Annotated in this window: 20 protein-coding genes, 1 tRNA gene and 1 pseudogene; 15 read left to right on the forward strand and 7 right to left on the reverse strand. The window is 44.4% G+C overall.

All coding sequences use genetic code 11. From position 1 onward, the window contains the following. Positions 1-42 precede the first annotated feature (42 nt). Entirely contained in the window at positions 43-1,566 is a 1,524-nt protein-coding gene (locus tag BFO_RS11535; protein ID WP_231964467.1) for a RagB/SusD family nutrient uptake outer membrane protein, read from the forward strand. 48 nt (positions 1,567-1,614) lie between these two features. Then, on the forward strand, positions 1,615-3,096 hold the full coding sequence (locus tag BFO_RS11540; RefSeq protein ID WP_014225926.1) for a glycoside hydrolase family 30 protein: 1,482 nt from the start codon (positions 1,615-1,617) through the stop codon (positions 3,094-3,096). Positions 3,097-3,125: 29 nt separating this feature from the next. Here BFO_RS11540 and BFO_RS15155 read toward each other — a convergent pair. Next, a pseudogene (locus BFO_RS15155) lies at positions 3,126-3,340 on the reverse strand (transposase); the annotation flags it as partial. 259 nt (positions 3,341-3,599) lie between these two features. On the opposite strand from BFO_RS15155, the gene BFO_RS11545 reads away from it, so the two are divergent. From BFO_RS11545 to BFO_RS11600, 11 genes are all read left to right on the forward strand, one after another. Continuing rightward, positions 3,600-4,334 (forward strand): NUDIX hydrolase, encoded by a 735-nt coding sequence (locus BFO_RS11545; RefSeq protein ID WP_041590904.1) that lies wholly within the window; start codon positions 3,600-3,602, stop codon positions 4,332-4,334. Positions 4,335-4,387: 53 nt separating this feature from the next. Then, positions 4,388-5,884, forward strand: coding sequence for a xylulokinase (locus tag BFO_RS11550; protein WP_014225929.1), 1,497 nt, complete (start codon positions 4,388-4,390; stop codon positions 5,882-5,884). Between the two features lie 39 nt (positions 5,885-5,923). Continuing rightward, complete coding sequence (gene xylA, locus BFO_RS11555; RefSeq protein WP_014225930.1) at positions 5,924-7,240, forward strand: xylose isomerase; 1,317 nt, start codon at positions 5,924-5,926, stop codon at positions 7,238-7,240. Positions 7,241-7,279: 39 nt separating this feature from the next. After that, a complete protein-coding gene (gene xylE, locus BFO_RS11560) occupies positions 7,280-8,779 on the forward strand; it encodes a D-xylose transporter XylE (protein WP_014225931.1) in 1,500 nt (499 codons plus the stop codon). 541 nt (positions 8,780-9,320) lie between these two features. Next, positions 9,321-9,614, forward strand: coding sequence for a hypothetical protein (locus tag BFO_RS16265; RefSeq protein WP_041590906.1), 294 nt, complete (start codon positions 9,321-9,323; stop codon positions 9,612-9,614). Next, positions 9,614-9,799 (forward strand): DUF4974 domain-containing protein, encoded by a 186-nt coding sequence (locus BFO_RS16270; protein WP_041590907.1) that lies wholly within the window; start codon positions 9,614-9,616, stop codon positions 9,797-9,799. The genes BFO_RS16265 and BFO_RS16270 overlap by 1 nt, the downstream gene beginning before the upstream one ends. Positions 9,800-9,846: 47 nt before the next feature. Next, on the forward strand, positions 9,847-13,311 hold the full coding sequence (locus BFO_RS11580; protein ID WP_052299291.1) for a TonB-dependent receptor: 3,465 nt from the start codon (positions 9,847-9,849) through the stop codon (positions 13,309-13,311). Between the two features lie 12 nt (positions 13,312-13,323). Further along, positions 13,324-14,970 (forward strand): RagB/SusD family nutrient uptake outer membrane protein, encoded by a 1,647-nt coding sequence (locus BFO_RS11585; RefSeq protein WP_014225933.1) that lies wholly within the window; start codon positions 13,324-13,326, stop codon positions 14,968-14,970. Between the two features lie 14 nt (positions 14,971-14,984). After that, positions 14,985-16,616 (forward strand): DUF5018 domain-containing protein, encoded by a 1,632-nt coding sequence (locus BFO_RS11590; RefSeq protein WP_157755318.1) that lies wholly within the window; start codon positions 14,985-14,987, stop codon positions 16,614-16,616. A 56-nt stretch (positions 16,617-16,672) separates the two neighbouring features. Further along, positions 16,673-18,064, forward strand: a complete 1,392-nt coding sequence (locus BFO_RS11595) for an alpha amylase family protein (RefSeq protein ID WP_041590908.1) — start codon at positions 16,673-16,675, stop codon at positions 18,062-18,064. A 54-nt stretch (positions 18,065-18,118) separates the two neighbouring features. Then, a complete protein-coding gene (locus tag BFO_RS11600; RefSeq protein WP_014225936.1) occupies positions 18,119-19,579 on the forward strand; it encodes a calcineurin-like phosphoesterase C-terminal domain-containing protein in 1,461 nt (486 codons plus the stop codon). Between the two features lie 262 nt (positions 19,580-19,841). Here the strand turns inward: BFO_RS11600 and BFO_RS11605 are convergent, their stop codons facing one another. The 3 genes from BFO_RS11605 to BFO_RS11615 form a co-directional block, all read right to left on the reverse strand. Then, positions 19,842-21,155, reverse strand: a complete 1,314-nt coding sequence (locus BFO_RS11605; RefSeq protein ID WP_041590909.1) for a C10 family peptidase — start codon at positions 21,153-21,155, stop codon at positions 19,842-19,844. Between the two features lie 18 nt (positions 21,156-21,173). Continuing rightward, on the reverse strand, positions 21,174-21,644 hold the full coding sequence (locus BFO_RS11610) for a hypothetical protein (RefSeq protein WP_140230632.1): 471 nt from the start codon (positions 21,642-21,644) through the stop codon (positions 21,174-21,176). Between the two features lie 396 nt (positions 21,645-22,040). After that, on the reverse strand, positions 22,041-22,319 hold the full coding sequence (locus BFO_RS11615; protein WP_014225941.1) for a hypothetical protein: 279 nt from the start codon (positions 22,317-22,319) through the stop codon (positions 22,041-22,043). Between the two features lie 416 nt (positions 22,320-22,735). On the opposite strand from BFO_RS11615, the gene BFO_RS11625 reads away from it, so the two are divergent. After that, on the forward strand, positions 22,736-23,071 hold the full coding sequence (locus BFO_RS11625; RefSeq protein WP_014225942.1) for a type II toxin-antitoxin system HicB family antitoxin: 336 nt from the start codon (positions 22,736-22,738) through the stop codon (positions 23,069-23,071). A gap of 189 nt (positions 23,072-23,260) precedes the next feature. Here the strand turns inward: BFO_RS11625 and BFO_RS11630 are convergent. After that, positions 23,261-23,333: transfer RNA gene (locus tag BFO_RS11630), tRNA-Gly, on the reverse strand. 73 nt (positions 23,334-23,406) lie between these two features. Here BFO_RS11630 and argB point away from each other — a divergent pair. Continuing rightward, the gene (argB, locus tag BFO_RS11635; protein WP_014225944.1) at positions 23,407-24,174 is read left to right on the forward strand and encodes an acetylglutamate kinase; all 768 of its coding nucleotides are present in this window, start codon (positions 23,407-23,409) and stop codon (positions 24,172-24,174) included. Between the two features lie 42 nt (positions 24,175-24,216). Here the strand turns inward: argB and BFO_RS11640 are convergent, their stop codons facing one another. Both BFO_RS11640 and ispE read right to left on the reverse strand, forming a co-directional pair. Then, the gene (locus BFO_RS11640) at positions 24,217-26,010 is read right to left on the reverse strand and encodes a YgiQ family radical SAM protein (protein WP_041591350.1); all 1,794 of its coding nucleotides are present in this window, start codon (positions 26,008-26,010) and stop codon (positions 24,217-24,219) included. Continuing rightward, entirely contained in the window at positions 26,007-26,810 is an 804-nt protein-coding gene (ispE, locus tag BFO_RS11645) for a 4-(cytidine 5'-diphospho)-2-C-methyl-D-erythritol kinase (RefSeq protein WP_014225945.1), read from the reverse strand. The genes BFO_RS11640 and ispE overlap by 4 nt, the downstream gene beginning before the upstream one ends.

The raw sequence follows: 26,810 nt of genomic DNA on the forward strand, positions 1-26,810 counted from the left end.
AGAAGTTCATACTTGTTCGGCGAGCTTTCGGCAGACCAATATATGATAGTGCAGAGAGAAGAGCATTGGTATGACGGAGGAGCTTATTTCCGCCTTCATTATCATACTTGGACCATTGACGACTGGTTTGTCAACAACATGTGGAAAGACGCTTATCGGGGCATCATTCAGTGTAATTCGGTGATATCCGACTTTTCGAAACTAAACCCTACTCGCCTAGGCTATTCGGAACAAGAATTCAATGATTTCATTTCACAACAGCGGGTTTTACGGGCATGGATGTATATGACGCTTTTTGACGTAATGCATAACATTCCGCTTGTGACCCAATATCCGAGTTCCGAGCTGCCGCATCAATCTACGCCCAAAGAGACCTTTGCTTTCCTTGAGAAAGAACTTTTGGAGGCTCTTCCTACTTTGAGTGTCAAATCGAAAAGCGGAGGAAACGGGCCTGATCAAGGATTATGGAATCAGGCCGGAGCGGCAGCATTGTTGGCCCGGCTCTATATGAATGCTTCGTGGTGGATTGATGAAGATAAAAGTGCCGAGTGTGAAAAGATTTGTGAAGACATCATCAACGGAAAATATGGCTACTACCAAATAGCCGACAGATGGGACGCTCCTTTTGATTGGGATAATGATAAATGCGATGAGGTGATTTATGCCTTTGCCAGCTCTTACGGAGGGGCTCATTGGGCATATACGGGAAATATGCATTGGTATGTGGCGCCTTTCATGTCGGCACCGTATTTCGGCTTTACAGATTGGGGACGGTGCAATCCGAAGTATGCTTTGCAACCGGGACTGGATTTGGAAGGCAGGGAATATACATTTGATAATGGAAAACCTGTACGTAAATTCATGAATTATCCGGATGATGTACGTTTGAAGAAATATCGAAATCTGGGAAAAGGAAAACGCGAAGGATTATTCTTGTACGGGACTTTGGATTATTCTACTCCGGACGGAAAAACAAAATATGTGCGCTCGGATAATGATGCTTATCAACTGTATATCCGCGACCAAGTAGGTATCTTCCAAGATACGGATACATTGAGTGTTTCGCCCGCACCTTCCAGCGGCAAAGAGACTCCCAAATCGGCAATGCCTTACGGTGACCAGAATTCCGGCTGGTGTCTGGTTAAGTATCCTATCTACAGGTCGGACGATCCTGCAAAAATAGAATCTGATTACACGGTGATTCGCCTAGCGGAAATTTATTATTATCTGGCGGAAATAAAATTTAATAAAGGGGAACGAGCATCTGCCGCCAAATTGCTTAACACCGTCAGAAAGAGGTATTATCCGGAAGGGTCTCCGAGTTTATATAATGAAGACGGCAGCCAAATTACCAAACAAGAGTTGCTGGATGAATGGGGACGGGAATTTATAGGTGAAGGACAGCGAAGGCGTGTCTTGTGCCGATTTGGAGTTTATAATTCCGGAACTTGGTGGGATAAAGAACCGGACGCGGATAAACACACCATGTGGATTCCTCTTTCACGTACTGTTCTTCAAACGAACCCTAACCTGAAACAAAATCCCGGATATCCTACTATTAATTAAGTAATAAATTGTCCAATTTTATTTGATTTTGAAATGGAAAAAAGAAGTATGAAAAGATTCTCAAAAAGAATCTTGATGTTTAGTTGCCTGGCAATGAGTGTGTCTAACTTGTATGCTCAATCTTATACATGGTTTTGCAGTACAGAGAATGATGTATGGAAAGAGACGAAGATAAAGTTACAATCGAAGAGTGAAACGGCTCCGATATTGAAGGTCACAGGAGCAGAAAGTATACAAATATTTAAAAGATGGGGAACCTGTTTTAATGAATTGGGATGGGATGCACTTAACCTGTTATCTCTTGAGCAACAGGACGCCATTTTAAGCAAACTGTTCTCACCCGATGGTGAATTGCATTTCTCTATGGGGCGCATCCCGATGAATGCTAATGACTATGCCCGCGACTGGTATAGTTGCGATGAAGTTGACGGCGATTTTCAATTGAAATATTTTAATATTGATCGCGATAAAAAAACGATTATACCTTTCATAAGAAAAGCACTGCATTATAATCCGAATATGACTTTCTGGGCCTCGCCATGGTCGCCCCCCTCGTGGATGAAAGTAAATCATTATTATTCGATTCTCAGTAATGATAAAGTGAATAAGATGTCTCCTTTATCCAATGTTATTCTTCATGAGAACAGTACGGAGAGAAATGATGCTTACTACCCCAAGCAACTTGCCGTGAATGACTATTTTATTCAGGATACACGTTATTTGAGAACGTATGCTGATTATTTTTGCAGATTCATTTCCGCTTATCAGGATGAAAATATTCCTGTAACAAAGGTGATGTTCCAGAATGAGCCATGGGCGTTTACCATATATCCGGGTTGTGCATGGACTCCGGAAGGAATCATTCGTTTTAATGTTGAGTATTTAGCTCCGGAATTAGAGAAACGGCATCCCGACGTTTCTCTTTATCTGGGAACGCTTAACACAAATCGTTTTGAAATAGTCGACAAGATTCTCTCTGACCCTCGCATGCATAAAACGGTGGACGGTTTAGGATTTCAATGGTGGGGGGGGCAGATTTTGCCTGATATTCGTAAAAAATATCCTCATTATAAATATATGCAGACAGAAAACGAATGCGGTTCGGGGACTTTTGACTGGAAAGCGGCGGAGCATACGTTTAATTTGATAAATCATTATTTAGGAAATGGTTGTGAAGAGTATACATTTTGGAATGCGATATTGTGTGACGAGGGTACAAGCGGATGGGGATGGAAACAGAATGCTCTGATTCATGTGGATTCTAAAACCGAGGCGGTAACTTATACTCCGGAATATTATGCCGTGAGACATTTTAGTGATAAAGTAACTTCCGGTACAAAGGTGTTACAGTACAAAGAAAAAGGTGATGATAAATTACCCGCTATGGTTTTTCTAACTTCAGATAATAAATATTTGGTAGTGGCAGGTAACTTTAATGATGAGCCACGGAAGTTGACAATACAATTAGGAGCTAAATTTTTAGTTGCAACTTTAAAGCCGCATTCGTTTAATTCCTTTTATATGAAATAAAAAATTGCGTGAGTTCGGGATAATGTTTATTAGAATAAGATCATCTGTTTTGTCTGTTGTGTATGGTGTATCCATAAATCACTTCAGGTTTATTGTCGTAAAAACAGTATGCACCTGTAGCGGAGACCTGATTCATGATGAAGTTATTGATTGATCGATATCTTGAGTGTATGAGTTTGCCTGTGTTTTTCAGCATATCATTGATACATTCTATGATGTACCTTTTCCTTAACATGATTCTGTCTCACAAGGGCATAAGCATCCCCCTTATTATACCTAAAGAAACCGATATGCGAAAAACTTAAAATTAAGGTATTTCTACCTTATTGTCTTTTATACAATTATATCATATTGTATATATTACGATAACAATATGGATCGTTATTGTAATATAGGTGATATGTATTCATTTGTGATATAGTGTTTTATGGTGTTAGATAAAAGATTTATTTTTTGTTTTCGGAAAAACTTATCTATATTTGTAGTGCTCAAGACAGAAAGTTATGCAAAATACTACAGTACATGTCATGCCGTTGGCAAACAATCATATCTCCGTAGACTGTGTGGTAATCGGGTTCGACGGAGAACAGCTAAAAGTGCTGCTGATAAAGCGTGTAGGTGAAGAGAAAGGAGAAATCTTTCACGACATGAAACTTCCGGGAAGCCTGATTTACATGGACGAGGATTTGGATGAGGCGGCAAAAAGAGTGCTGAAAGAGCTTACAGGGCTGAAAAACGTCAACATGATGCAGTTTAAAACGTTCGGATCGAAAAACCGTACGAAAGACCCTAAAGACGTTCATTGGCTGGAGCGGGCAATGCAATTGAAGGTGGAACGCATCGTCACCATAGCCTACCTATCGCTGGTGAAGATAGACCGGGCGTTGAATAGGGATTTAGACAATTATCAGGCCGATTGGGTGGCTATACAGAATGTAAAGACATTAGCTTTCGACCATAATCTGATAATCAAGGAGGCCTTGACTTACATCCGCCAATACATCGAGTTCAATCCGTCTTCTTTGTTTGACCTGTTGCCCCGAAAGTTTACGGCATCTCAATTGCGCACTTTATATGGGGTGGTGTACGGAAAACAAATCGATGTGCGTAACTTCCATAAGAAAATAGCAATGATGGAATACGTCGTCCCGCTGGAAGAGAAACAACAGAGAGTGGCTCATCGGGCGGCACGATACTACCGGTTCGACAAGAAAATATATAATAAAATTAGACGATAACAGATGTTAGCGGATTTAAAGAATGAGCAATCAGAAAAAAACAAAAACAGTATATGTATTTATTGGGTTATGACATTGGCAGCTCGTCGGTAAAAGCGAGTTTGGTAAACGCGGAAAGCGGCAAATGCGTGTCGTCTGCATTCTTTCCCAAGACAGAGGCGGAAATCATTGCCGTGAAACCGGGATGGGCAGAACAAAATCCCGAATCTTGGTGGGAAAACCTGAAGCTGGCCACGCAAGCCGTATTGACAAAGTCCGGAGTGGATGCCAGAGATATCAAGGCCATCGGCATCTCTTACCAGATGCACGGCTTGGTATGTGTGGACAAGAACGGGCAAGTGTTGCGTCCCGCCATCATCTGGTGCGATTCAAGAGCTGTCCCATACGGTCAAAAAGCAATTGAAATGTTGGGAGAGGAAATGTGCCTTTCTCATCTGCTGAATTCTCCGGGAAACTTTACCGCATCGAAGCTGGCATGGATTAAGGAAAACGAACCGGCCATATATGAGCGAATCGATAAGATTATGTTGCCGGGAGATTATATCGCAATGAGACTGAGCGGTACCATTTGCACCACCATTTCGGGTTTATCCGAAGGCATGTTTTGGGACTTTAAGAATGGTCGGATTGCCGACTTCCTGATGAATCACTATGGATTTGACTCTTCATTGATAGCTGATATCAAATCCACTTTCTCCGAACAAGGACGTGTCAATGCTGCTGCAGCCTGCGAATTGGGTTTAAAAGAGGGTACCTCTATCACTTACCGTGCCGGAGACCAGCCCAACAACGCCCTATCACTGAATGTATTCAATCCCGGAGAGATAGCTTCCACGGCAGGTACGTCTGGTGTGGTATATGGTGTGAACGGAGAGGTAAACTATGACCCAAAATCGCGTGTCAACACTTTTGCACACGTCAACCATAGTGCCGAACAGACCCGTTTGGGCGTCTTGTTGTGCATCAACGGAACGGGCATTCTCAATTCATGGGTGAAGCGCACCGTCGCTCCCGAAGGCATTTCGTACAACGACATGAATGTATTGGCCGCGCAAGCTCCCATAGGTAGCGCCGGATTGAGTATTCTACCCTTTGGCAATGGGGCGGAGCGCATGCTCGAAAACAAAGAAACCGGTTGTTCTGTCCAAGGAATCAATTTCAATTTACATGAGAAGTCACACATCGTCCGTGCGGCACAAGAGGGTATCGTGTTCTCTTTTAAATACGGCATCGACATTATGGAACAGATGGGTATCTCCATACAGAAAATCCATGCGGGAAAAGCCAATATGTTCCTCAGCCCGCTGTTCCGCGAAATGCTGGCAGGAGTAACAGGCGCAGTAATTGAACTGTACGATACCGACGGTTCCGTAGGAGCAGCCAAAGGGGCAGGCATTGGTGCCGGCATCTACAAAGATAATAACGAGGCTTTTGCTACATTAGAGAAGGTGGAAGTCATTGAGCCGAAACTGGCCGACCGTGAAGCGTATGCAGAAGCATACGGACGCTGGAAACAATGTCTGCTTAACGTGCTTTCATATAACAAATAGAAAACAAAAAATAATAAATTCTAAAAACAAATTAAGATTATGGCAACAAAAGAGTATTTTCCCGGAATAGGAAAAATTAAGTTCGAAGGAAAAGAGAGCATGAACCCAATGGCATTCCGCTATTACGATGCTGAAAAAGTGGTGATGGGAAAAAAGATGAAAGATTGGCTGAAATTTGCCATGGCATGGTGGCATACCCTCTGTGCGGAAGGTGGCGACCAATTTGGCGGTGGTACGAAGCAATTCCCTTGGAACAGTCGTGCAGACAAAGTGCAGGCCGCCAAGAACAAAATGGATGCTGGCTTTGAGTTCATGCAGAAAATGGGCATCGAATACTATTGTTTCCACGACATAGACCTTTGCGAAGAAGCCGATAGCATCGAAGAATACGAAGCCAACCTGAAAGCTGTTGTGGCATACGCCAAACAGAAACAAACGGAAACAGGCATCAAACTGCTGTGGGGTACTGCCAACGTATTCAGCCATGCACGCTACATGAACGGTGCCGCAACCAATCCGGATTTCGACGTAGTGGCACGTGCTGCCGTTCAAATCAAGAACGCCATCGACGCAACCATCGAACTAGGTGGAATGAACTATGTATTTTGGGGTGGACGTGAAGGCTATATGTCATTGCTGAACACGGACCAAAAACGTGAAAAGGAACACCTTGCACGGATGTTGATCCTTGCCCGCGACTATGCCCGCAGCAAAGGCTTCACCGGTACATTCCTGATTGAGCCCAAACCGATGGAACCCTCCAAACATCAATATGACGTGGATACCGAAACCGTCATTGGCTTCTTGAAAGCTCATAATCTGGATAAGGACTTCAAAGTGAATATCGAGGTGAATCATGCTACGTTGGCCGGTCATACTTTTGAACACGAATTAGCCGTAGCCGTCGACAACGGTATGTTGGGCTCCATCGACGCCAACCGTGGAGACTATCAGAACGGATGGGATACCGATCAATTCCCTATTGATAACTTTGAACTGATACAGGCCATGATGCAAATCATTCGTAACGATGGTTTGGGCAACGGGGGTACGAACTTCGACGCTAAGACTCGCCGTAACTCGACCGATTTGGAAGACATCTTCATTGCGCACATTGCAGGCATGGACGCTATGGCACGCGCCCTTGAAAACGCAGCCAAACTGCTTGAAGAATCTCCTTACAAGAAGATGCTGGCCGACCGCTATGCTTCTTTCGATGCCGGCAAGGGCAAGGAGTTCGAGGAAGGCAGATTGACGCTGGAAGATGTGGTAGCATACGCTAAAGCCAACAGCGAACCTAAACAGATCAGTGGCAAACAAGAGTTGTATGAGGCTATAGTAAATATGTATTGCTAATCTTTACCGTATTGTAAATTACGAGTAAATCATTGTATTATGAGTAATACGGAAAACGGCAGCAAAGTCTATCTTTTTTCTATTGTGCTTGTTGCTGTCATCGGCGGCTTGCTGTTCGGATACGACACGGCAGTTATCTCCGGTGCGGAGAAAGGAATTCAGGCTTTCTTCATGGGAATCGATTTCGAATATACCGACACGATGCACGGCATCACCTCTTCCAGTGCATTGATAGGGTGTATTCTGGGTAGTGCGATTTCGGGTTTTCTTGCTTCCAAATTGGGACGCAAACAGTCTCTTCTCGTAGCCGGTGTGCTGTTCTTATTATCTGCACTCGGTTCTTATTATCCTGAGTTTCTGTTCTTCGAGCGGGGAGTACCCTCTTATTCGTTGTTGATTGCATTCAATCTTTATCGCATCTTAGGCGGTATCGGTGTTGGTTTAGCTTCTGCCATTTGCCCTATGTATATTGCAGAAATTGCTCCGAGCAATATTCGTGGAACATTAGTGTCGTGGAATCAGTTTGCCATAATCTTCGGTCAGCTGGTGGTTTATTTCGTGAATTTTTTGATTTTAGGCAGCCATGCCAATCCCGTCATTGATTTGGTGAACGGAGTAAACCAAATCATGAATCCGGATGTAGCTGTGTGGACTATTGAAACCGGATGGCGTCTGATGTTTGTCAGCGAGGCTGTTCCTGCAGGGCTTTTTGTCTTGCTGGTGCTGTTTGTACCTGAAACACCCCGCTATCTTACCATGTGCGGTAAAGACGAAAAGGCGTTGCATGTGCTGAGCCGCATCAATGGACTTGTGCAGGCAAAAGTCATTTTGTCCGAAATCAAGGCAACTACCGAAGAAAAGACGGAAAAACTATTTACATACGGATGGATGGTTATTTTCATCGGTATCATGTTGAGCGTATTCCAGCAAGCTGTCGGCATCAATGCAGTGCTTTATTTTGCACCTCGCATCTTCCATACGATGGGTATGGGCAATCCGATGGTACAGACAGTGATTATGGGTGTCATCAATATCCTCTTCACTTTGCTGGCTGTCTTCACGGTAGAAAAATGGGGACGAAAACCGTTGCTGATATCCGGTTCCATCGGTATGGCGATAGGGGCGTGTGGTGTAGCTCTTTGCAACTTTGCCACAGGCGTTCCATCCATCTTTCCGGTTGTCAGCATCATGGTGTACAGTGCTTCATTCATGTTCAGTTGGGGGCCTATTTGCTGGGTATTGATTGCGGAAATCTTTCCGAATACCATTCGCGGTGCGGCTGTGGCCCTTGCCGTGGCATTCCAGTGGATTTTCAACTTCATCGTTTCATCCACATTCGTGCCGATGTATAATATGCGTTTGGGAGAGATGGGTGACAAGTTCGGACACATGTTTGCCTATGCACTCTACGGTATCATTTGTGTGATGGCCGCCATCTTTGTCTGGAAGCTCGTTCCCGAAACGAAAGGCAAAACATTGGAGGATATGACCAAGTTGTGGAAAAACCGGAAAAAGAAAATGTTCATTCGGTGTGATTGATAATGGAAGGTGTGGTTGATTAAAATTGACCGCACCTTTCTTTTTTCCCTCTCTGCCCCTCGCTTTTCCGAAAGTCCCTTAAGTTCTCACTCACCGTTCTTTTGCACATCCTATTTGAGGATATTCCAGCTTTCATTGCTATCCGCTAAAAATAGCCGAATTAAGCATATACGCGCACCTATAGTTTCATTTCTAAGGCTTGGGAACCCCACAGAAGAAGAGATTCTGCACATTTATAGAGCTTATATTCGTTCTCTGCAACGGCTGTTCACTAAAAAAAGCTATATCAGCCATAAGAGGGGCTTACTTTTTAAGAAGGAAATATGAAGGTACTATTTATAGGGACTGAGGGGACAATATTTATTGCTTTTATAGTTTTATCGGACAGCAATAAAAAAAATCAAGCTTTCCATTCTGAATCAACGTTTTTTTTCTTATCCGAAGCGCAGATGTATATTGTTGAGAAGAGATGAATCGACTTTTTTTTGATTTTATTTAGGGTTTATGCCTAAACGTTTGCTTTATATACAAACGATAATGAATGAAACGCGAAACGTTACATAGTTTTTTCGACGGAACGGCTACATCTGAAGAGGTACGTGAAGAGGTACGGTCAGTCAAGGAATGGCTGGCCGAATCGGAGGAACACATGAAGGAACTGATATCCGAACGTGCATTTTTCGACGCGCTGATCTTGTCAGAAAACGAAGAGGAAACATCTATCCTGCGTGCTGAAAAACAACGGAGAGTTTATCGCAGAATAGGAGTAGAACTGCTGAAAATTGCTGCTATTGCGGCTGTCATTGCTTCCGGAACACTCCCTTTGAAGAACTGATGTCTCGCCTTGAAAAATGTTACGGCATTACGGTCCGGATCGAAAATGACCGGATCAGGCGGAAGGTTTTCAGCGGTAAGTTCCGCATATCGGACGGAATGGAAAATATATTGCGTCTGCTTCAACAAGAAGAGCGTTATGTGTTTGAACGTGACGAATCCGAGTCGGTCATTTACATTCGCTGAAAATTCATGCTAAATATCTAATTCCATCATAAAAAACATTTAACAATATGGCAAAAAAACATTTATCGAAGAATCCGGATAAACGGAATCCTTTATTCAGAAACCTGTTCCGATGTACGAACATGTTTGTGCTATCGTTTTTACTGGCTTCCGGTAGTATACATGCCGGCGTATTGTCGGAGCAGGAGAACAAAGTCTCGCTTGAGAAAAGCAACGTTTGTCTCGAACAGATTATTCATGAAATCGAATCTCAGTCCGGCTATTTATTCATTTACTCGGGCGATGTAGACATCAAGCGCGAGTATTCCCTCAATGTACGTCAGCAGGGAATTCGGGAGACATTGCAGGAATTGTTCGGTAACTCCGGTATCAAGTATCGGATCGACGGTTCTTATATCGTCCTTTCGAAAGACAAACAAGAGGCCGCTAAACAATCGGTTACTCAGGCCTCGCGACGTATCAGCGGAAAAGTGGTTGATGCCGAAGGGCAGCCGGTGATCGGCGCCAATGTCGTGGAGAAAGGTACAGGCCACGGCGTGATCACCGACATCGACGGGCGTTTTTCGCTCGAGGTGTCGGAGAAGGCCGTTCTTCAGATCTCGTACATCGGCTACGTGACACAGGAGATTCCGGTCAGAAACCGGAAAGATTTTTCCATAGTGCTCGAAGACGACACCAAACTCTTGGACGAAGTGGTCGTAGTCGGTTACGGCACGCAGAAGAAAGTGAGCGTTACGGGCTCTGTTGTACAGATTCAGGGAAAAGAGCTGTTAAAGAATCCTGTATCGAACATCTCCTCGATGCTTACCGGGCGTTTGCCGGGGATTACCTCTACGCAGGTTTCGGGGCAGCCGGGTAGCGACGATGCCAGCATCTTGGTAAGAGGATTTTCAACGACCGGAAACAATGCTCCGATTATTTTGGTCGACGGGGTGCAGCGTTCGTATAATCAACTTGACCCGTATGAAATTGAGTCTGTTACCATCCTGAAAGATGCTTCGGCAGCAGCGGTATATGGAATGCAGGCAGCTAATGGAGTCATCTTGGTTACTACAAGAAAAGGTGTTGCTCAGAAGACTAAAATCACGTATTCGACGAGTTTTTCAGCGAACGAAAATACCGCTTTCCCGAAATTCCTTGATGGTCCTCAATATGCGTATTACTATAACAAAGCCCGCGAAATGGACGGAAGAGATCCTTTGTTTACGGAAGAAGACGTGAATAAAATGAGAAACGGAGATCCGAGCGGTAAACTGGGAAATACGAATTGGCTGGATGAGATTTTCCAGACAGGACATACCCAACATCATAATATTGCCGTAAACGGAGGAAATGAAAATGTGAAGTACTACGTTATGGCCGGATATTATAATCAGAAGGGAAATATCAAGAATTTCGATTTCGAACGCTATAACATTCGTAGCAATGTAGATGCCAATATTACTAAAAACCTGTCTTTATCATTAGATATTGGTGCCCGCTTGGAAGAGCGAAAAGCTCCGGCTTTAGATGCAGGACAAGGGGGCGGTATCAAAGGAAGCGCTTATAGTTACAGCATCCTCAGGCAAGCGGTGAAAGCTTTACCTTTTCTGCCGAAAGAATACGAAGGCATTCCTACCGGTTCGAAAGTGAATCCGATACCAATGAACCCGATTGCTGCAAGAGATTTATCGGGGTACAACAATACGACCATGGCGGTTTTGCAAAGCAACCTCTCTTTAAAATGGAATATCCCCCATATAAGAGGCTTGCATATCAAGGCGATGTTAAGCTACGACCATGACTATACGTACGGAAAGAATTTTAAGAATACGTATGAGTTGATGGGGGCTGATATCACGCAATTGCATACGGATAAATTTTACACCAAAAATAATTTTCAGGCCATCTCAAGACCTTCTTTGACCGAGTCGATGGGAAGAGCATCCCGGTTTACCGGCCAATATTCGATCAATTATGCCAATACGTTCGGCGATCATGATGTGACGGGATTGTTCCTTTATGAACATTCCGACAGAAGATTCAATAAATTTCATGTCTCCGGGATTGATTTGGATATTCTCGGTTTGGAAGAGCTCGACCTGATGAATAAGATCGGCGATATCGGAAAAGGGTTTGGCGGAGAAAGCAAAACATCTCCTCGGGCAGGTTATGTCGGACGTATTACGTATGCCTACAAACAGAAATATCTGGCCGAACTGTCGGGTCGCTATGACGGATCGTATAAATTTGCGAAGAACAAACGCTGGGACTTTTTCCCCGCGCTCTCTTTGGGATGGAGAATCTCGAACGAAGATTTCTTCAAAAACAACTCGAGCCTCTCTTTTGTCGACGATCTGAAAATAAAGGCTTCATACGGTAAATTGGGGAATGATGCGGCGGTGGATCCGTTCTCTTACCTGAGCTACATGAAGTTTATTTCGGAAAACGCATCGGTTATCTTCGGAGAAACTCCTCAAAGGGCATTGATGACCGATGTCGTAGCAAGTCCCGATATGCTTTGGGAAGTAGCTACCACCTATAACTTTGGACTCGAGTCCATGTTCTGGGGTGGCAAACTTGGCGTAGAATTCGACGCGTTTTATAAAGTGACTTCCGATATTTTGCGCAAACCTTCTTCTTATCCGCCTTCTGTCGGAAAGTATTACCCTATTTACGTGAATGAAGGGATTGTAGATAGCCGCGGGTTTGAATTGACGCTCTCTCATAATAATCGCATCAATGATTTCAACTACCGAATCAGAGCCAATGTGAGCTGGGCTCGGAGTAAAATAATCAAATGGGACCAAAGCCCGAATATACCTTATTGGCAGAAGAATAACGGACGTACCGTCGGACAAAAAGAAGGTTTTATCGCGTTGGGTCTGTTCCAAAGCGAAGAAGAGATTGCCAATTCGGCCGTTGTGGCAGGTAAACCGACCCGCCCGGGAGACATCAAGTATAAAGACCTCAATGGGGATGGAAAAATTACGTACGATCAAGACCGTACGTTTATCGGCAAAAGCAACTATCCCGAACTGATTGCCGGTTTGAATCTGGGGGCCGACTGGAGAGGATTCGACTTCTCGGCACTGTTTCAGGGCGGAGCGATGTCGGATGTCGCGTTGATGGGATCCTACTACGGAGTAGGTTGGGATAACACGCAGTTTACACGTCCTTTCTACGGAGGCGGAAACTCTCCCGTTTACCTGATGGAAGGCGCATGGCGGCCGGATAACCCGAATGCCAAATATCCGCGTCTGACACTCGAACCCGACAACAACGGATACGCCAATACGCTATGGCTTATCGACGGTTCCTATGTGCGTCTCAAAAGTGTTCAATTAGGGTACAGCATCCCTAGAAGGATGATACAGAAGATAGGGGCTGATAATTTGCGCCTTTATGTTTCAGGATCGAACTTGTTTACATTAAGTCACATGCCGTATATCGATCCGGAGGCTCCCGATGTAAACAACGGGTATTATCCTCAACAGAAAACGTACAGTATCGGATTAAACATTACTTTCTAAAATAAGCAAATTATGAAAAACAAATTTTATCATACGATCTTGTTATTCGGCTTTATGCTTTTTGTCGGCTGTCAGGACTTTTTAGATCCTACGCCTACCAATAAATATTCGAATAAGTTCACATGGGAAAGTGAAAAGAATGCCACCCTTTATTTAAATGGGTTTTATACTTATATAGGAACTTACGGAAACTTTGGAAACGGACAGTTCGGCGCAACCCTGCTGACCGATGGTCTTACCGACCAACTCAAATATGCCGGAAATGTTGCGGGAGTAGGTACGCCTAATCTCTACGCGTACTACCCCGAACGCATCACGCCCGACCAGAACTCGCTCGGTGTTTGGAACGATGCTTACGAAAGAGTGCGCCGTGTCAATGAGGCATTGTTGGGATTAAATGAATTTGCCAAATTTCCAGACGAGAAGAAAAAAGATTATGAAGGACAGCTTCGCTTTTTCAGATCTTATATCTATTTCCAATTGATGAAGCGCCATAAGAGCGTTATTTTATTAGATAAGCCAACTTCTTACAAAGACAATCCGAGAGCCTCGGAAGCCGAAGGATGGGATTTTATCGAAAAGGATCTGAATGAAGCCATCGCTTCTCTGCCTGTTACCCGTCCGGCTGCCGAATCGGGACGCCTGACGAAAGGAATGGCTTTGGCGTTTAAATCAAGAGTGATGCTTTATGCCAAACGGTGGGATAAGGCTAAAACAGCCGCTCAGGAATGTATCGATTTGAAAGATGATAAAGGGGGGCTTGTGTACGAACTCAATCCTGAATATCGAAAAGCTTTTGCGAGCTATGAGCAGGGAAACAAGGAAGCGATCCTGTATTTCCGCTATGTTTCCCCTGCCCCAACGCATAACTTCGACAAGAACTACGTGCCCGGAGGCGATTATGCCGGACTGGGGGCTTTGGCGGGTCCTACGCAGGAAATGGTGGAAGAATATGAACTGGCAACCGGAGGAAAGCCCGATTGGAGTAAATGGCGTTCCAAAACAACCGAAACACCGCCATACGAACTGTTGGAGCCTCGTTTCAAAGCTTCCATACTCTACAATGGCGCTTCCTGGAAAGGTCGTAAAATTGAAGCTTTTGTTGGAGGTACCGACGGCTTTCAGGACTATGGCTCTGCTTCGGCGTCGAACGGACATACCGTTACCGGGTATTTCTTGAGAAAAAATCTGGATGAAAAGAATACGGATGTGGAAAAAAATCTCAGCACACAACCCTGGATCGAAATTCGTCTGGCCGAAGTGTACTTGAATTTGGCGGAGGCTGCGGCCGAATTGAAAGACGCGGCAACGGCTAATCAAGCGCTTACTGCCGTAAGGAAACGTGTAAGTCTGCCCTGGAGTGCCAAAACCGGCGATGCTTTAATGCAGGCTGTACGTCATGAACGAAAAGTAGAACTGGCTTTTGAAGGACAATATTATTGGGATCTTCGCCGGTGGAACAGAGCCATGACGGAGCTAAACAACGTGCGTTTTCATGGGTTGAAAATAGAAAAGACCGGAGATTCGTTCAGTTATCAGTATGTGGTTGTAGACGATCAGGTAAGAAAATATACCGAAAGACTTCAAAAGTCGTTTCCCATACCTTCTGCCGAACTTGCCAACAATTCGGCTATTCAGCAATTAGATGAATGGAAATAAAAACAGAAAGAAAGATGAAAAATATTTATTTTAGCATATTGTGCAGCATAGCCTTATCATTAACAGGCTGCCAAACTCCCGAGGAGTTGGTGATGGATGAATCTTCGGCCGGAGCACACGGATTTAATGTTAAATTCTCCGATGGGTCGGGAGACTTTTATCCCGAAAAAGCCGCTCCTTATAACGACGGAGATGTGTTGACATTTGTTGTTCCCTGGTTCTATCCCGAAGACAGCAACAACGAGACGGATCTGACGAAGATGAAGCTGTATGCTTCCTTACCGAATAATGTGACCGTAGAACCGGGATTAGGCGGTATCTTTGATTTGACGAAGGAACATCAGATTACCGTTATTTCCCCGAATGGATCGAAAGCCAGACTGACGGTCAAAGGAGAACGTCGGAAGAGTTCCAAGAAAATGATCACCGAGTTTTCGCTTTCTAAAGGAATACAAGGGATTATTTTCGAAGATAAGAAAATGATCGGACTTATTTCCGGAGGATTGGATATCTCGAACATGGTACCGACCCTCAAGGTATCGGCGCATGCTACGGTTTCTCCCGATCCGTCGTTGCCGCAGGATTTCAGTAAACCGGTGGAATATACGGTAACGGCTCATGATGGATCGACACAGAAATATACGGTGCAAATTCTTATTCCCGATAAGATTCCGTACGGATTGCGTAAAGAAAGTGCTAAGCAGCTGTTCAGCATTCGTCTTTCCGATATCGGGATTAATCAAGGTAATCATTGGAGTACCGGTATCGCCGTATCTTCCAAGTATGTGTTTATCAATGCACGGAATTCCGATTTGACGTATGTCGACCGTTTTACGGGTAAAAAGGTCGGTACTATTTCGTTGCCTTTCAAATCCAGTCTGGGGAACTTCTTCATTACGAATGATGATCATGATAATTTGCTTATCTCGAATTACAACAACAAAGCCGGAGGAACGTTGACGATCTACAGAATAAAGGATACGGCCGGGCCGGAGAAGTACATTGAATTCAAAAATGCTCCTGTATCGGGACGCCGAATGTCTGTTACCGGAAGTCTGGATGGAGATGCGATCATTTTCGCTCCTTCCGATAAGTCGAGCGATGTCCTTTACTGGACGGTAACCGGTGGCATATTGAAGTCGCAGGAACCGCAGGTGTACACGGCCGATGAGACGAAGATTAAATGGAACTTTGTCGCCGATGTGGCCGCTATAGAGAAAGATTTGAACAAAGGTTTGTTTATTGCCGGTTACGGTCCTGTGAATGCCGTCGGGTTCTTCAATGCAGACGGAACGCTGAATACCGGAGCAAACTTAACCGGTCTGGGAATAGATGAGCATGTGAACCATGCACTCGATTTAGCGGTATTTAACGGAGCTGCTTACCTTGCTTTAGGCAGTCAATTCTATGCAGCGAATGCAATCGGTTTCATTTTCGATGTGACGGTTCCTTCGAGCATCGGAGGAGATAATGCGCTCGTATATAAATCACCTTCGTTGCCGACCGACAACAACGCAAACTCAACGGCAGACATTCATCTGAAAGTTTCTGCCGACGGATTGAAAATGGTGTTGTATCTCTTTGGCACGAATGGAGGGGTCGATGCTTATGAGTTCGATTGTATCGATGTAAGTAAACTGATGTAATTATAAATTGTTTTTACGGGGAAGGGGATTCAATGTCCCTTCCTTTTTTATGTTTTATGATGAAATATCCATACGCTTATTTATTACTGCTTATTTTTGCGTTTCTTTCCGCCTGTGGAGAAAAAAAGAAAGAATTGCCCTGGGAATGGCCGAAAAAACCGGACACTCCCGATGTCACGCCGGCTTCGGAGAAACCCCGCTTTATCTGGATCGATGCGGCCGCCAATTTCCCCGATTTTGCCGACAGCAAGGAGAACATTGCCCGTGATCTGGCGCTTGCTAAAGACGCCGGTTTTACCGACGTGGTCGTGGATGTGCGTCCGACCAGCGGAGACCTTCTCTTTCGTTCTTCCGTGCCCGGTTCCAAACCGGTTAGTTGGCTGGGAGCTTGGGTGAAAGGTACGTATACGAAAATCGAACGGAAGGCAACGTGGGACTATCTTCAGGCTTTTATCGACGAAGGACACCGCTTGGGCTTGAAAGTACATGCCGGGTTCAACACCATGACCGGCGGCAACAGCACTTCGCTGGGAGCGGAAGGCATCCTTTTTCGCGATGCGTCGAAAAAGAACTGGGCAACCTCCGAAAATCTTGCTTCCGGTATTACGAATACTTTGAATAACGGTCAGCGAAACACCAAATTTTTTAATCCCGTAAACCCCGAAGTGCAAGACTACTTGTGCGCCTTGCTGAAAGACCTTGCTCAATACGATTTGGACGGGATTTTTCTCGACCGGGGACGCTTCGACGGTATTCAGTCCGATTTCTCCGATCTGACGCGCAAACAATTCGAGGCTTATATCGGAAAGCAAGTAAACAATTTCCCCGACGATATATTGCCTAAAGGCGCTACGATGGCCAATATAAACAAGATGACGTCTTATCCTCCTTATTTTAAGAAATGGCTTGAATTCCGTGCTAAAGTGATGCACGATTTTATGGCGAAAGCCCGTAAAGCGGTTAAAGACACGAATCCGAAGGTGAAGTTCGGCGTATATGTCGGCGGATGGTACTCTATTTATTACGAAGTGGGTGTCAACTGGGCGAGCAAGAAATATTCCGCTTCCGATTACCGCTGGGCTTCGGCCGAATACCGCAAGTACGGGTATGCCGACTTGATGGATCAGATGCTGATCGGAGCTTACGCCTCGCCGCTCAAGGTGTACGGAAGTACGGAGTGGACAATGGAAGGATTTTGCCGTTTGGCAAAAGAGAAAATCCGAAAGGATTGTCCGATGGTGGCCGGTGGTCCCGATGTGGGTAACTGGGACCTGAAAAATATAGCTACGCCCGCGCAGGAAAACGAGGCCATTGTGAAGTCCGTCAAAGCTTGCATGGACGCTTGCGACGGATATTTCCTTTTCGATATGATCCATCTGAAACTGGCCAATCAGTGGAACTATGCCAAAGAAGGTATCCGGCTGGCTACCGGAAACAGCAGTAAGTAGCAGAACACATTTTTTATTACGATCGGAATTTATTTTCAAGAAAAAAAGAAACGTATGAAACGAATTTTTGTGTATGTATTAGGGTGCGTCGTGCTTGGCGGAGGATGGAACTGTCCGGAAGTCTCGGCGCAGGCGGCCGTCGAAGGCCGTGTGACGTGTGAAGGAAAAGGAGTGTCGGGCGTTGTCGTTACCGACGGACAAACGTGTGTGACGACCGATCGCGAGGGGCGTTACGTCTTGCCCGTGACCGATCCGACGGCCGAGTTCGTCTATGTATCGACGCCGGCGGGGTATCTGCCCCCCGACAGTGCGGGCATTCCACGGTTCTATCGGGCGATCGACCGCGCGAAGCCGCAACGGCATGACTTTACCCTCCGCCGGAATCCGAAGGATGATCAGCGTCATTTGCTCGTCGTACATGCCGATCCGCAGTTTTTCAGCGAAGAGAATTTCGCCTCGTACGTCGATATCGTCGCCGATTGCCGGCAAACCATCGACGCGTACAGGCAGGGTGATGTGTTCGGCATCGATTGCGGCGATCTCGTGGGCGACAAGCCGCAGCTTTATAACCGATACATCGACGAGCTGAGCCGCACGGGCGTACCGTTCTACCGCGTGCTCGGTAATCACGACATGCACTACGGAGGCCGCACCGACGAACTGTCGACAGCCACCTATACCCGTCATTTCGGGCCGGCCTACTATTCGTTTAACCGTGGCAAAGTACATTATATCGTACTCGACAATGTTTTTTACATCGGCCGCGATCATTTCTACATGGGCTATATCACTGAAAAAATGTTTCGCTGGTTGGAGCAGGATTTGTCGCATGTGCCTGCGGGAAGTACCGTCTTCGTGGCGATGCATATTCCGGCGCGACTGGCCGAGAACCTCGAACCCTTCACGTATTCGAACGAGCAAATGGGCGGACAAACGATCAACGCGCAGGGATTGTTCGAACTCTTGAAGCCTTATCAGGCGCATATCCTGACCGGACACATGCACTACAATAAGAATATCGTACACTCGCCACAACTGTACGAACATAACACGGCGGCCATCTGCGGTACGTGGTGGCAGGGAGCGTATTGCCTCGACGGTACGCCGCTCGGTTACGGGGTGTACGAGGTCGACGGCGACCGGGTAACGTGGTATTTCAAGAGCGCCGGTCATCCGCGCGACTATCAGATGCGTGGTTTTCCGGTCGGAGCCAATACGGAATTTCCCGACGACGTGACGGTGAACATCTGGAACTGGGATGCCGGATGGAAGGTCGAATGGTACGAGGACGGACGCCGTCAGGGCGAGATGACCCGTTTCGACGGCATCGATCCCGAAGTCGTAACCATGTGTGCCGACAAAGAGCGGTTGAGGTTTAAATGGATAGCACCGATTAAAACGGCGCACATGTTTCGGGCGACGCCCGCCTCACGGCAATCGACCGTCGAAATCGTAGCCACCGACCGATTCGGAAACCAATATAAAACAAGTATACAACCGACAAAAAACAAGTAAACAAAGGAAGAGCCATATCTTGCCGAAGCGGAATAAACGTCATACGCAAACGCTATGCCGATCTGCTCGTGCGTCGCGCCGGCACGAAAAAAGACGAGCAGCCGTAAGAAAAAACGACCGCAAGCAACGGGGCGGGGAAGTGCCCGCCCTATACGGAAAGGAAGGTGAACACATGGAGGCCGGATTGAAACAGCAATTTTCGATCCGGCCTCTTCGCTATCCTCTCGTGTGATGGATGTACGTTTTTTATCTGAAGGATATATTATTTTTGTACAGTTACAAACTTTAGATGTGTGTTAAAATCAATAGATTCGAATCTTACAAAGGTATATAAAAACCAATTATTATTGGTACCTCCCCATCCAAAGTTAAAATGGAAATAATCATCTTCTCTCTCATTTAAAATTTTTCCCACAGGTATATCTTCATATGGAAATAAATTGAAATCAAATCCTCTCTCTGCAACTTCTGTGCGGTCCATAATGTATCCACGTGTTAATGTTTTTAATCCATCAGCTATCCATGAGTGTCCGTCAAGTGGGATGATAACCTGTTTTTTGAATCCGCTCATAATGACAGGCCGTTTTTCTTTGAGTTCGTCAAAAAGAATATAAGCCTTATTTGGTAAATTATATGATTTGGCATCATATCCAATTTTTTTTAGAAAAGTAACTTCTCTATAGTTTAAATCTGTAATAAAATTTAGATTTGCCCAATCCGGGTAACTACCACCTTTGTGATAGGTCATTTTTACTCCACTTCCTACAGTTCGAACGAACCTACTTATTTCCGGCTTTTCACTACGGTTAACTTTGTCCCAATTCCAACTCTCGCCATCCCATTTTCTATAGTGATTAAGTATCTGTCCCACTGATATAGCAACGCATCCGGCTGGGTAATGATGAGGGCAATTGTCATTGTAAGGAAAGTCCTGGTGCCAATTTGTTTTTATAATCGGTTCAGCAAAGACTTTTGTTACGTCTGTGTCGTGTAAATAGTTAAGTATTTCTCTTCTTTGTGATTCTGTCAGAGAGCCGACCTTTATTTTTAGTAGTTTTTTTATGTACTCAGGGAATGGTCTATTAATCAAAGAACGTAACTTCGGAGCATTCTTATCTGCGATTTCTTGCTTTAAAAGACACTCCATCGTATAGTCTTTCCATAGAGATAAGACGCCTGAGTTGAGTTTTTCTATTGGTAAATTGTCTTTTTCCGAAAATGCAAGAATTCTTGAACTGTGTCTTTTAATCGGATTTATGATGACGAATCCACCTTTTTTGTAATTAAAAACATACAAATTAATGCTGTCTAAAGCCTTTATTGTATGTGTGCTGGATGAGAGAATCGTATTTATTTCGCCCGATTTTAATTTATTTACACCATCTAAGGTGTTGAAGAAATCATTAGCTAACTTTTTTGCTTCGTCTAAAGAATAGTTCTCGTTGTTAGCTTCTGTCAAAAGAGAAGGCTTTTCCTTTACTTGATCATGAGTTATTACATCATCATCCTTACAAGAGGAAAAGATAAAAGTAATAACAAGAGACAGACTAAATAAGTAAATTGTTCGCATTTTCATAACTGTTTTAATTTAAATTTATTTAATGTTGAAATGTATTCGATGGCCAGCCATTTTACTCATTAACAATAAAGTTATTTGATGTGCTCCGGAAGTATGTTTGTTTTTGATTTCTGCTTTATATACAGGCTGATTATCTTTCGGATTATCGGATAAATTCGTAATATACATGAAACTTGAATTTATTGATTTTACGAAAATTGTGTCAGGTTCAGGAAAATACGTTACATATAACAATGAATCATATGAGTTATGTATCGGATATTTTTTTTTATGATATATAAAGTAAATTTCGTCCGTATCAATAATAATGCCATTGATTCTATTAAAACCCTTCGTTTGGATATAAATGGTGGTATCAGTTCCTCTTTCGATGACATATTCCGTACCGGATAAAATATCGAAATCATCGATTTTATCATAACACGACGACAACATCATACATACGACAGCCCCCACCGTCATACCGATTTTCCATGTTCTTTTCATTACCTTTATCCTTTCCATTCCATTTCGTATGTTAAATGAACTTTTTGTGAGTGCAAAGGACGGTCGTTATGTGGTTATGGACAATCCCTAATAATTGGTATTTTTTGTCTTGTTATCCCTATTTTTGGCTGTTTGATTTTCTCTTTTTGTCTGAACTTATCGGCTCTTTTGTGAATTTTTATCGTGTGTAATCGGACGTTTAGTTGTTGAGATGTTTGTTTAGTATTCAGCCGTCAGCGTTCAGCCAACTCAACAATTCAACATCTCAACAACTAAACAATAAACAACTCAACATTTATTTCCTCAGGCTTACAGCCTTCCGACGGGATGTGATGCCTTTTCCCCAACGCTTCGCATTGGGCTTTGAATCTACTTACCTCAGAACAAGTACATGTATCAAAAGTGGCGTAAATCATGAAAGAAAAAAGAAACGATAAGAACAAAACAACTGTCAACCTTTTTCAGGACAGGACACAGCCATTTCATCCGGCGAAGCTTTACAGCTTCTTTCCGTGAGACGGAGACCAGTTTTCCTTTGCCGTTTGAGATTTCTATAGGCATGACAAAGTATCGCCTGTTGTATGCTTTCTGTTTGATGTCTGCCATGCGGATTGCAAGGTGAAGCCGGAATGCGTGATGCGCATAATCCAGGTATTGCTTCATGTACTGTATCACGATGTTCTGTTTTTTTGTAGCAAAGGTATGGAAGAACAAGCGTGTTCAGGGATTTACGAGGGGAAAACCTTTCAACCAAACGGATATAGCAGGAAACAGTAGGCGCTTTCCAAAAAAGTTTGTATCTTTGCAACTGAAAATTAGTTCCTCGTTGTATGAGCCAAAAAGAAAAACTCGTAAAAAGAATACGCAAGCTCCCGAAAGATTTTACTTTTGACGAGCTACGAAGTCTATTCGCCTACTTAGGATTTGAGGTGGAGAGTAAAGGGAAGACCTCCGGATCGCGAATCAAATTCTACAATAAAAAACAATAAATGCAATATTTGGCCCATAAGCCACACCCCTCGAGTGTGATCAAAGAAAAAGCACTAAAGGACATACTTGGATATTTAATAAATAACAAACTGATATAAAAAATGGAAACACTTCGTTATAAAGGATTTGTAGGAAGTATAGAAGCCGAACTTAAAGACAATACGTTATACGGCAAAGTCTTGGGGCTTGATGCAAAAACAATGATAACTTATGAGGGTAGCACACTCTCCGAACTAAAAAAAGATTTTCAGAATGGGGTAGATGACTATATAGCCCATTGTAAGGAGCATAATATACCCCTGCACAAATCTTACAGTGGTAATTTCAATATCCGAATCCCCTCCGATTTGCACGCCAAAATAGCGGCGACTGCCCAAAGCGCAGGGTTGTCACTGAACGCATTCATAAAAGACACTCTGTCAAAAGCCGTGATGTGAGTATCTGTAAACAAGATAAAAACAGATCATAAAACATTTATGGAAAGGTTCAAGGCTTTTATGGATGTTTCTGCAAGCGTAATTTTTCAAACATATCATGGTTTTCGTTTGTTTTTGCTACCCCCTGAAAACGAACAAAGGTTCTACGATTACTCGTAAAACCTTTGATTACCATTTGTTTAAGTTTAGAGCGGCAAACGAGACTCGAACTCGCGACCCTCAGCTTGGGAAGCTGATGCTCTACCAACTGAGCTACTGCCGCACGATTAAACTTGCAGGCGCAAAAGTACATTATTCTTTTCGTTTTTTTGTATTTTTGGCGAAAAAAAAATCGGATGCAGAAATTAATATTAGTCAAGGTAGGAGGGAAGATCGTTGAAGAGGAGGCCTCGCTGAACCGATTATTTGCTGATTTTTCGAAGATTAATAGTTTGAAATTACTTGTTCACGGCGGTGGTCGGATGGCGACGGAAGTAGCCGGACAATTAGGGATAGAAAGCCGAATGGTCGAAGGGAGGCGTATTACGGATGCTGCGATGCTCAAAATCGTGACTATGGTGTACGCCGGATGGATCAATAAAACCGTGGTGGCACGCTTACAGGCCTTAGGCATTGATGCTATCGGGCTCACGGGAGCAGACATGAACATAGTACGTTCAGTCAAACGACCGGTCGAGCAGATGGATTACGGTTTTGTTGGTGATGTAAAAGAGGTTCGCCTCGACATGCTACACATGTTGCTTATGCAGAAGATTGTACCCGTCGTTGCACCGATTACCCACGACATGAACGGTCAACTGCTCAATACAAATGCCGACACAATCGCTTCCGAACTGGCTAAAGCCCTGGCCAACCGATTCGACGTGACCTTAATTTACTGTTTCGAGAAAGATGGCGTCTTGCGCAACCAGGACGATGAAGAGAGTGTGATTCCGTTGATGGATCGGACCTTATTCAACACATACAAAGAAAATGGAATCATTCAAGGGGGGATGATTCCCAAGCTGGAGAACGCCTTCAAAGCCGTCGATGCCGGAGTGAAAGAAGTGATTATTACGAAAGCCACCTCACTGGGCAAAAACAGTGGAACCAGAATAAGTTAATAATTGTTGTCCATTCCATTCAACCTTTCGAGAGTTTCTGTATCAGATCGTTTTTTTTATACTGCGTAGATAGCGCATGATTCGGGAACGAAATTTGGGTTGATACCAGAAAAAAAACTGACGCTGTGCAAGTTTTTCTTCTTTCGTTCGGGCACATTCGAGCTTCTCGAGCGTGTAAGGATGAAAGCCGGTGTAAAAAATCTCCGTTGCCACCGTCATGGGAGTAGGAGTGAAGTCCTGAACCTGTTCGAGATGAAAGTTATGCCGCTTCGTTTTAATAGCTAACTCTGCCATATGAACAGCCGAACATCCGGGATGACTTGAAATAAAGTATGGAATCAGTTGTTGTTTCAAGCCATTCTCTTTGTTGATGCGATCAAATATTTTACGGAATGTTTCGAACTGTGCGAATGAAGGTTTTCGCATCACCTTCAATACATTTTCTTCGGTATGTTCGGGAGCCACTTTCAGACGTCCTGATACGTGATGCTTGATCAGTTCTTCGGTGTACTCCCGCGCCGCTGTACGTAAAGTTTCGTTATCATACGGATGCAACAGCAAATCGTACCGTACGCCACTTCCGATAAACGTTTTCTTGATACCGGGCACTTTATCGGCCTCCCTGTACAACTCGAGCAAAGGAGCATGATCGGCATTTAGATTTTTGCATACGACGGGATGAATACAGGATGGCTTTTTGCATTTCCGGCAGATATGTTCGTCCTTGCCTTTCATCCGGTACATATTGGCCGAAGGCCCGCCTAGATCACTGATATACCCCTTGAAACCGGGCATCTCTGTGACAGCCTTCACCTCTCGCAAAACAGATTCTTTACTGCGCGAAGCAATAAATTTCCCCTGATGCGCAGAGATGGTACAGAACGCGCATCCACCGAAACATCCGCGATGGATATTAACGGAGAATTTGATCATTTCGTAAGCGGGAATGACCTTATCTTTATATTTAGGATGCGGCAGACGAGTGTAAGGCAGATCGAACGAGGCATCGATTTCGGCAGTCGTCATCGGAGGATACGGCGGATTGACAACAATAGACCGTTTCCCCGTCTGCTGAATCATCCGCGATGCTTCGTGTTTATTCGATTCTTCTTCAATGATGCGAAAATTCTGTGCCTGCTTACGTTTATCCTTCAAACATTCTTCGAATGAAAACAGACGGATATCTTCCGTTCCTACAGGTTCATGATGAGGGGTGATATACGCTGTCTGTGGGATGTCCCTGATCGTCTGAAACGGAATGCCTTGCTTAAGGAGTCGTGCCAGTTCGCAGATAGGTTTTTCTCCCATTCCGTAGATAAGCAGATCGGCCGGACTGTCTGCCAAAATACCCGGTCTCAGTCGGTCTTGCCAATAGTCATAATGTGCCAATCGGCGCAGTGATGCCTCGATTCCACCGAGGACGACAGGTACTTCCGGAAATAATTCTTTCAAGATCTTTGCATAAACAATACTCGGATAATCAGGACGTAATCCCGGTTGATGATTGGGAGAATAAGCATCATCACTACGCAAACGTTTGTTCGCCGTATAATGATTGACCATCGAATCCATCGCCCCCGGAGAGACTCCAAAGAACAACCTGGGGGTACCTAATTTCTTGAAATCCCGATAGTCTCCTCGCCAATCGGGTTGCGGAACAATCCCCACACGCAGCCCTTCGGCTTCGAGTATACGCCCAATTACCGCAGCACCAAACGAAGGATGATCAACGTATGCATCGCCGCTGAAAAGGATCACGTCCAGACAGTCCCAGCCGCGTATTTCCATTTCTTTTTTAGTTGTCGGCAGCCAGTCGGTGAGTCGATAGGCCTTCATTTGGTTTTTCCTTTCCATACGAAACAACCGGGGAAGGAAAGCGAAATATCATGTTCAAACAATCCGAAAACGGCTGATCCTGAACCTGACATAGAAGCATAAACAGCTCCCTGAGCATAGAGTTCATCTTTAATTTCTCCGATCATCGGGAAGTGCGAAAAGACACTCGTTTCAAAATCATTCTTTAAGACATCTTTCCACTCCGATACGGGGAGTCGAATAATTTCGTCCAATGAATGCATCGGTTGCGACGGTTTTACCATAGAATATGCGTCTTTGGTCGATACGAATACATCCGGCTTAACGATGTATAATGTGTATGAGCCGAGAGACAAATCGATGGGTTCGAAAATATTTCCGATTCCCGATGCTTTCACGGGACGGTTACGGATGAAAAATGCGCAATCTGCTCCAATGCCGGACGCTATTTCTTCCAATTCATCGTCCGAGACCGACAGCCGGTAATATTCGCTGACCAGCTTCAGCATGAAAGCAGCATCAGCCGATCCTCCACCCAATCCTGCACCGAAAGGAATCGCTTTTCTGAGATAAACGGCTAACGGTGGAATCGTATATTTTTTTCGTAATGATCGGAGCGCTTTGAGTACTAAATTATTCTCCGAGTCCGAATCCAACGTCATCCCGGAACATCGGAGAGAATCGGTTTCAGCCCCAACAATCTCCAAGGCATCGCAAAGCGGAACCGGATAAAAAATCGTTTCGAGGTCATGATATCCGTCCGGTCTTTTCCCGACAATGGACAATCCTAAGTTTATCTTAGCATTTGGAAAGCAGATCAT

This window comes from Tannerella forsythia 92A2, from assembly GCF_000238215.1.
Lineage (GTDB): Bacteria > Bacteroidota > Bacteroidia > Bacteroidales > Tannerellaceae > Tannerella > Tannerella forsythia.

Coding starts and splice junctions, on each gene's coding strand:
- BFO_RS11535 (WP_231964467.1), top strand. CDS start 43: ATGATAGTGCAGAGAGAAGAGCATTGGTATGACGGAGGAGCTTATTTC.
- BFO_RS11540 (WP_014225926.1), top strand. CDS start 1,615: ATGAAAAGATTCTCAAAAAGAATCTTGATGTTTAGTTGCCTGGCAATG.
- BFO_RS11545 (WP_041590904.1), top strand. CDS start 3,600: ATGCAAAATACTACAGTACATGTCATGCCGTTGGCAAACAATCATATC.
- BFO_RS11550 (WP_014225929.1), top strand. CDS start 4,388: ATGTATTTATTGGGTTATGACATTGGCAGCTCGTCGGTAAAAGCGAGT.
- xylA (WP_014225930.1), top strand. CDS start 5,924: ATGGCAACAAAAGAGTATTTTCCCGGAATAGGAAAAATTAAGTTCGAA.
- xylE (WP_014225931.1), top strand. CDS start 7,280: ATGAGTAATACGGAAAACGGCAGCAAAGTCTATCTTTTTTCTATTGTG.
- BFO_RS16265 (WP_041590906.1), top strand. CDS start 9,321: ATGAAACGCGAAACGTTACATAGTTTTTTCGACGGAACGGCTACATCT.
- BFO_RS16270 (WP_041590907.1), top strand. CDS start 9,614: ATGTCTCGCCTTGAAAAATGTTACGGCATTACGGTCCGGATCGAAAAT.
- BFO_RS11580 (WP_052299291.1), top strand. CDS start 9,847: ATGGCAAAAAAACATTTATCGAAGAATCCGGATAAACGGAATCCTTTA.
- BFO_RS11585 (WP_014225933.1), top strand. CDS start 13,324: ATGAAAAACAAATTTTATCATACGATCTTGTTATTCGGCTTTATGCTT.
- BFO_RS11590 (WP_157755318.1), top strand. CDS start 14,985: ATGAAAAATATTTATTTTAGCATATTGTGCAGCATAGCCTTATCATTA.
- BFO_RS11595 (WP_041590908.1), top strand. CDS start 16,673: ATGATGAAATATCCATACGCTTATTTATTACTGCTTATTTTTGCGTTT.
- BFO_RS11600 (WP_014225936.1), top strand. CDS start 18,119: ATGAAACGAATTTTTGTGTATGTATTAGGGTGCGTCGTGCTTGGCGGA.
- BFO_RS11605 (WP_041590909.1), bottom strand. CDS start 21,155: ATGAAAATGCGAACAATTTACTTATTTAGTCTGTCTCTTGTTATTACT.
- BFO_RS11610 (WP_140230632.1), bottom strand. CDS start 21,644: ATGAAAAGAACATGGAAAATCGGTATGACGGTGGGGGCTGTCGTATGT.
- BFO_RS11625 (WP_014225942.1), top strand. CDS start 22,736: ATGGAAACACTTCGTTATAAAGGATTTGTAGGAAGTATAGAAGCCGAA.
- argB (WP_014225944.1), top strand. CDS start 23,407: ATGCAGAAATTAATATTAGTCAAGGTAGGAGGGAAGATCGTTGAAGAG.
- BFO_RS11640 (WP_041591350.1), bottom strand. CDS start 26,010: ATGAAGGCCTATCGACTCACCGACTGGCTGCCGACAACTAAAAAAGAA.
- ispE (WP_014225945.1), bottom strand. CDS start 26,810: ATGATCTGCTTTCCAAATGCTAAGATAAACTTAGGATTGTCCATTGTC.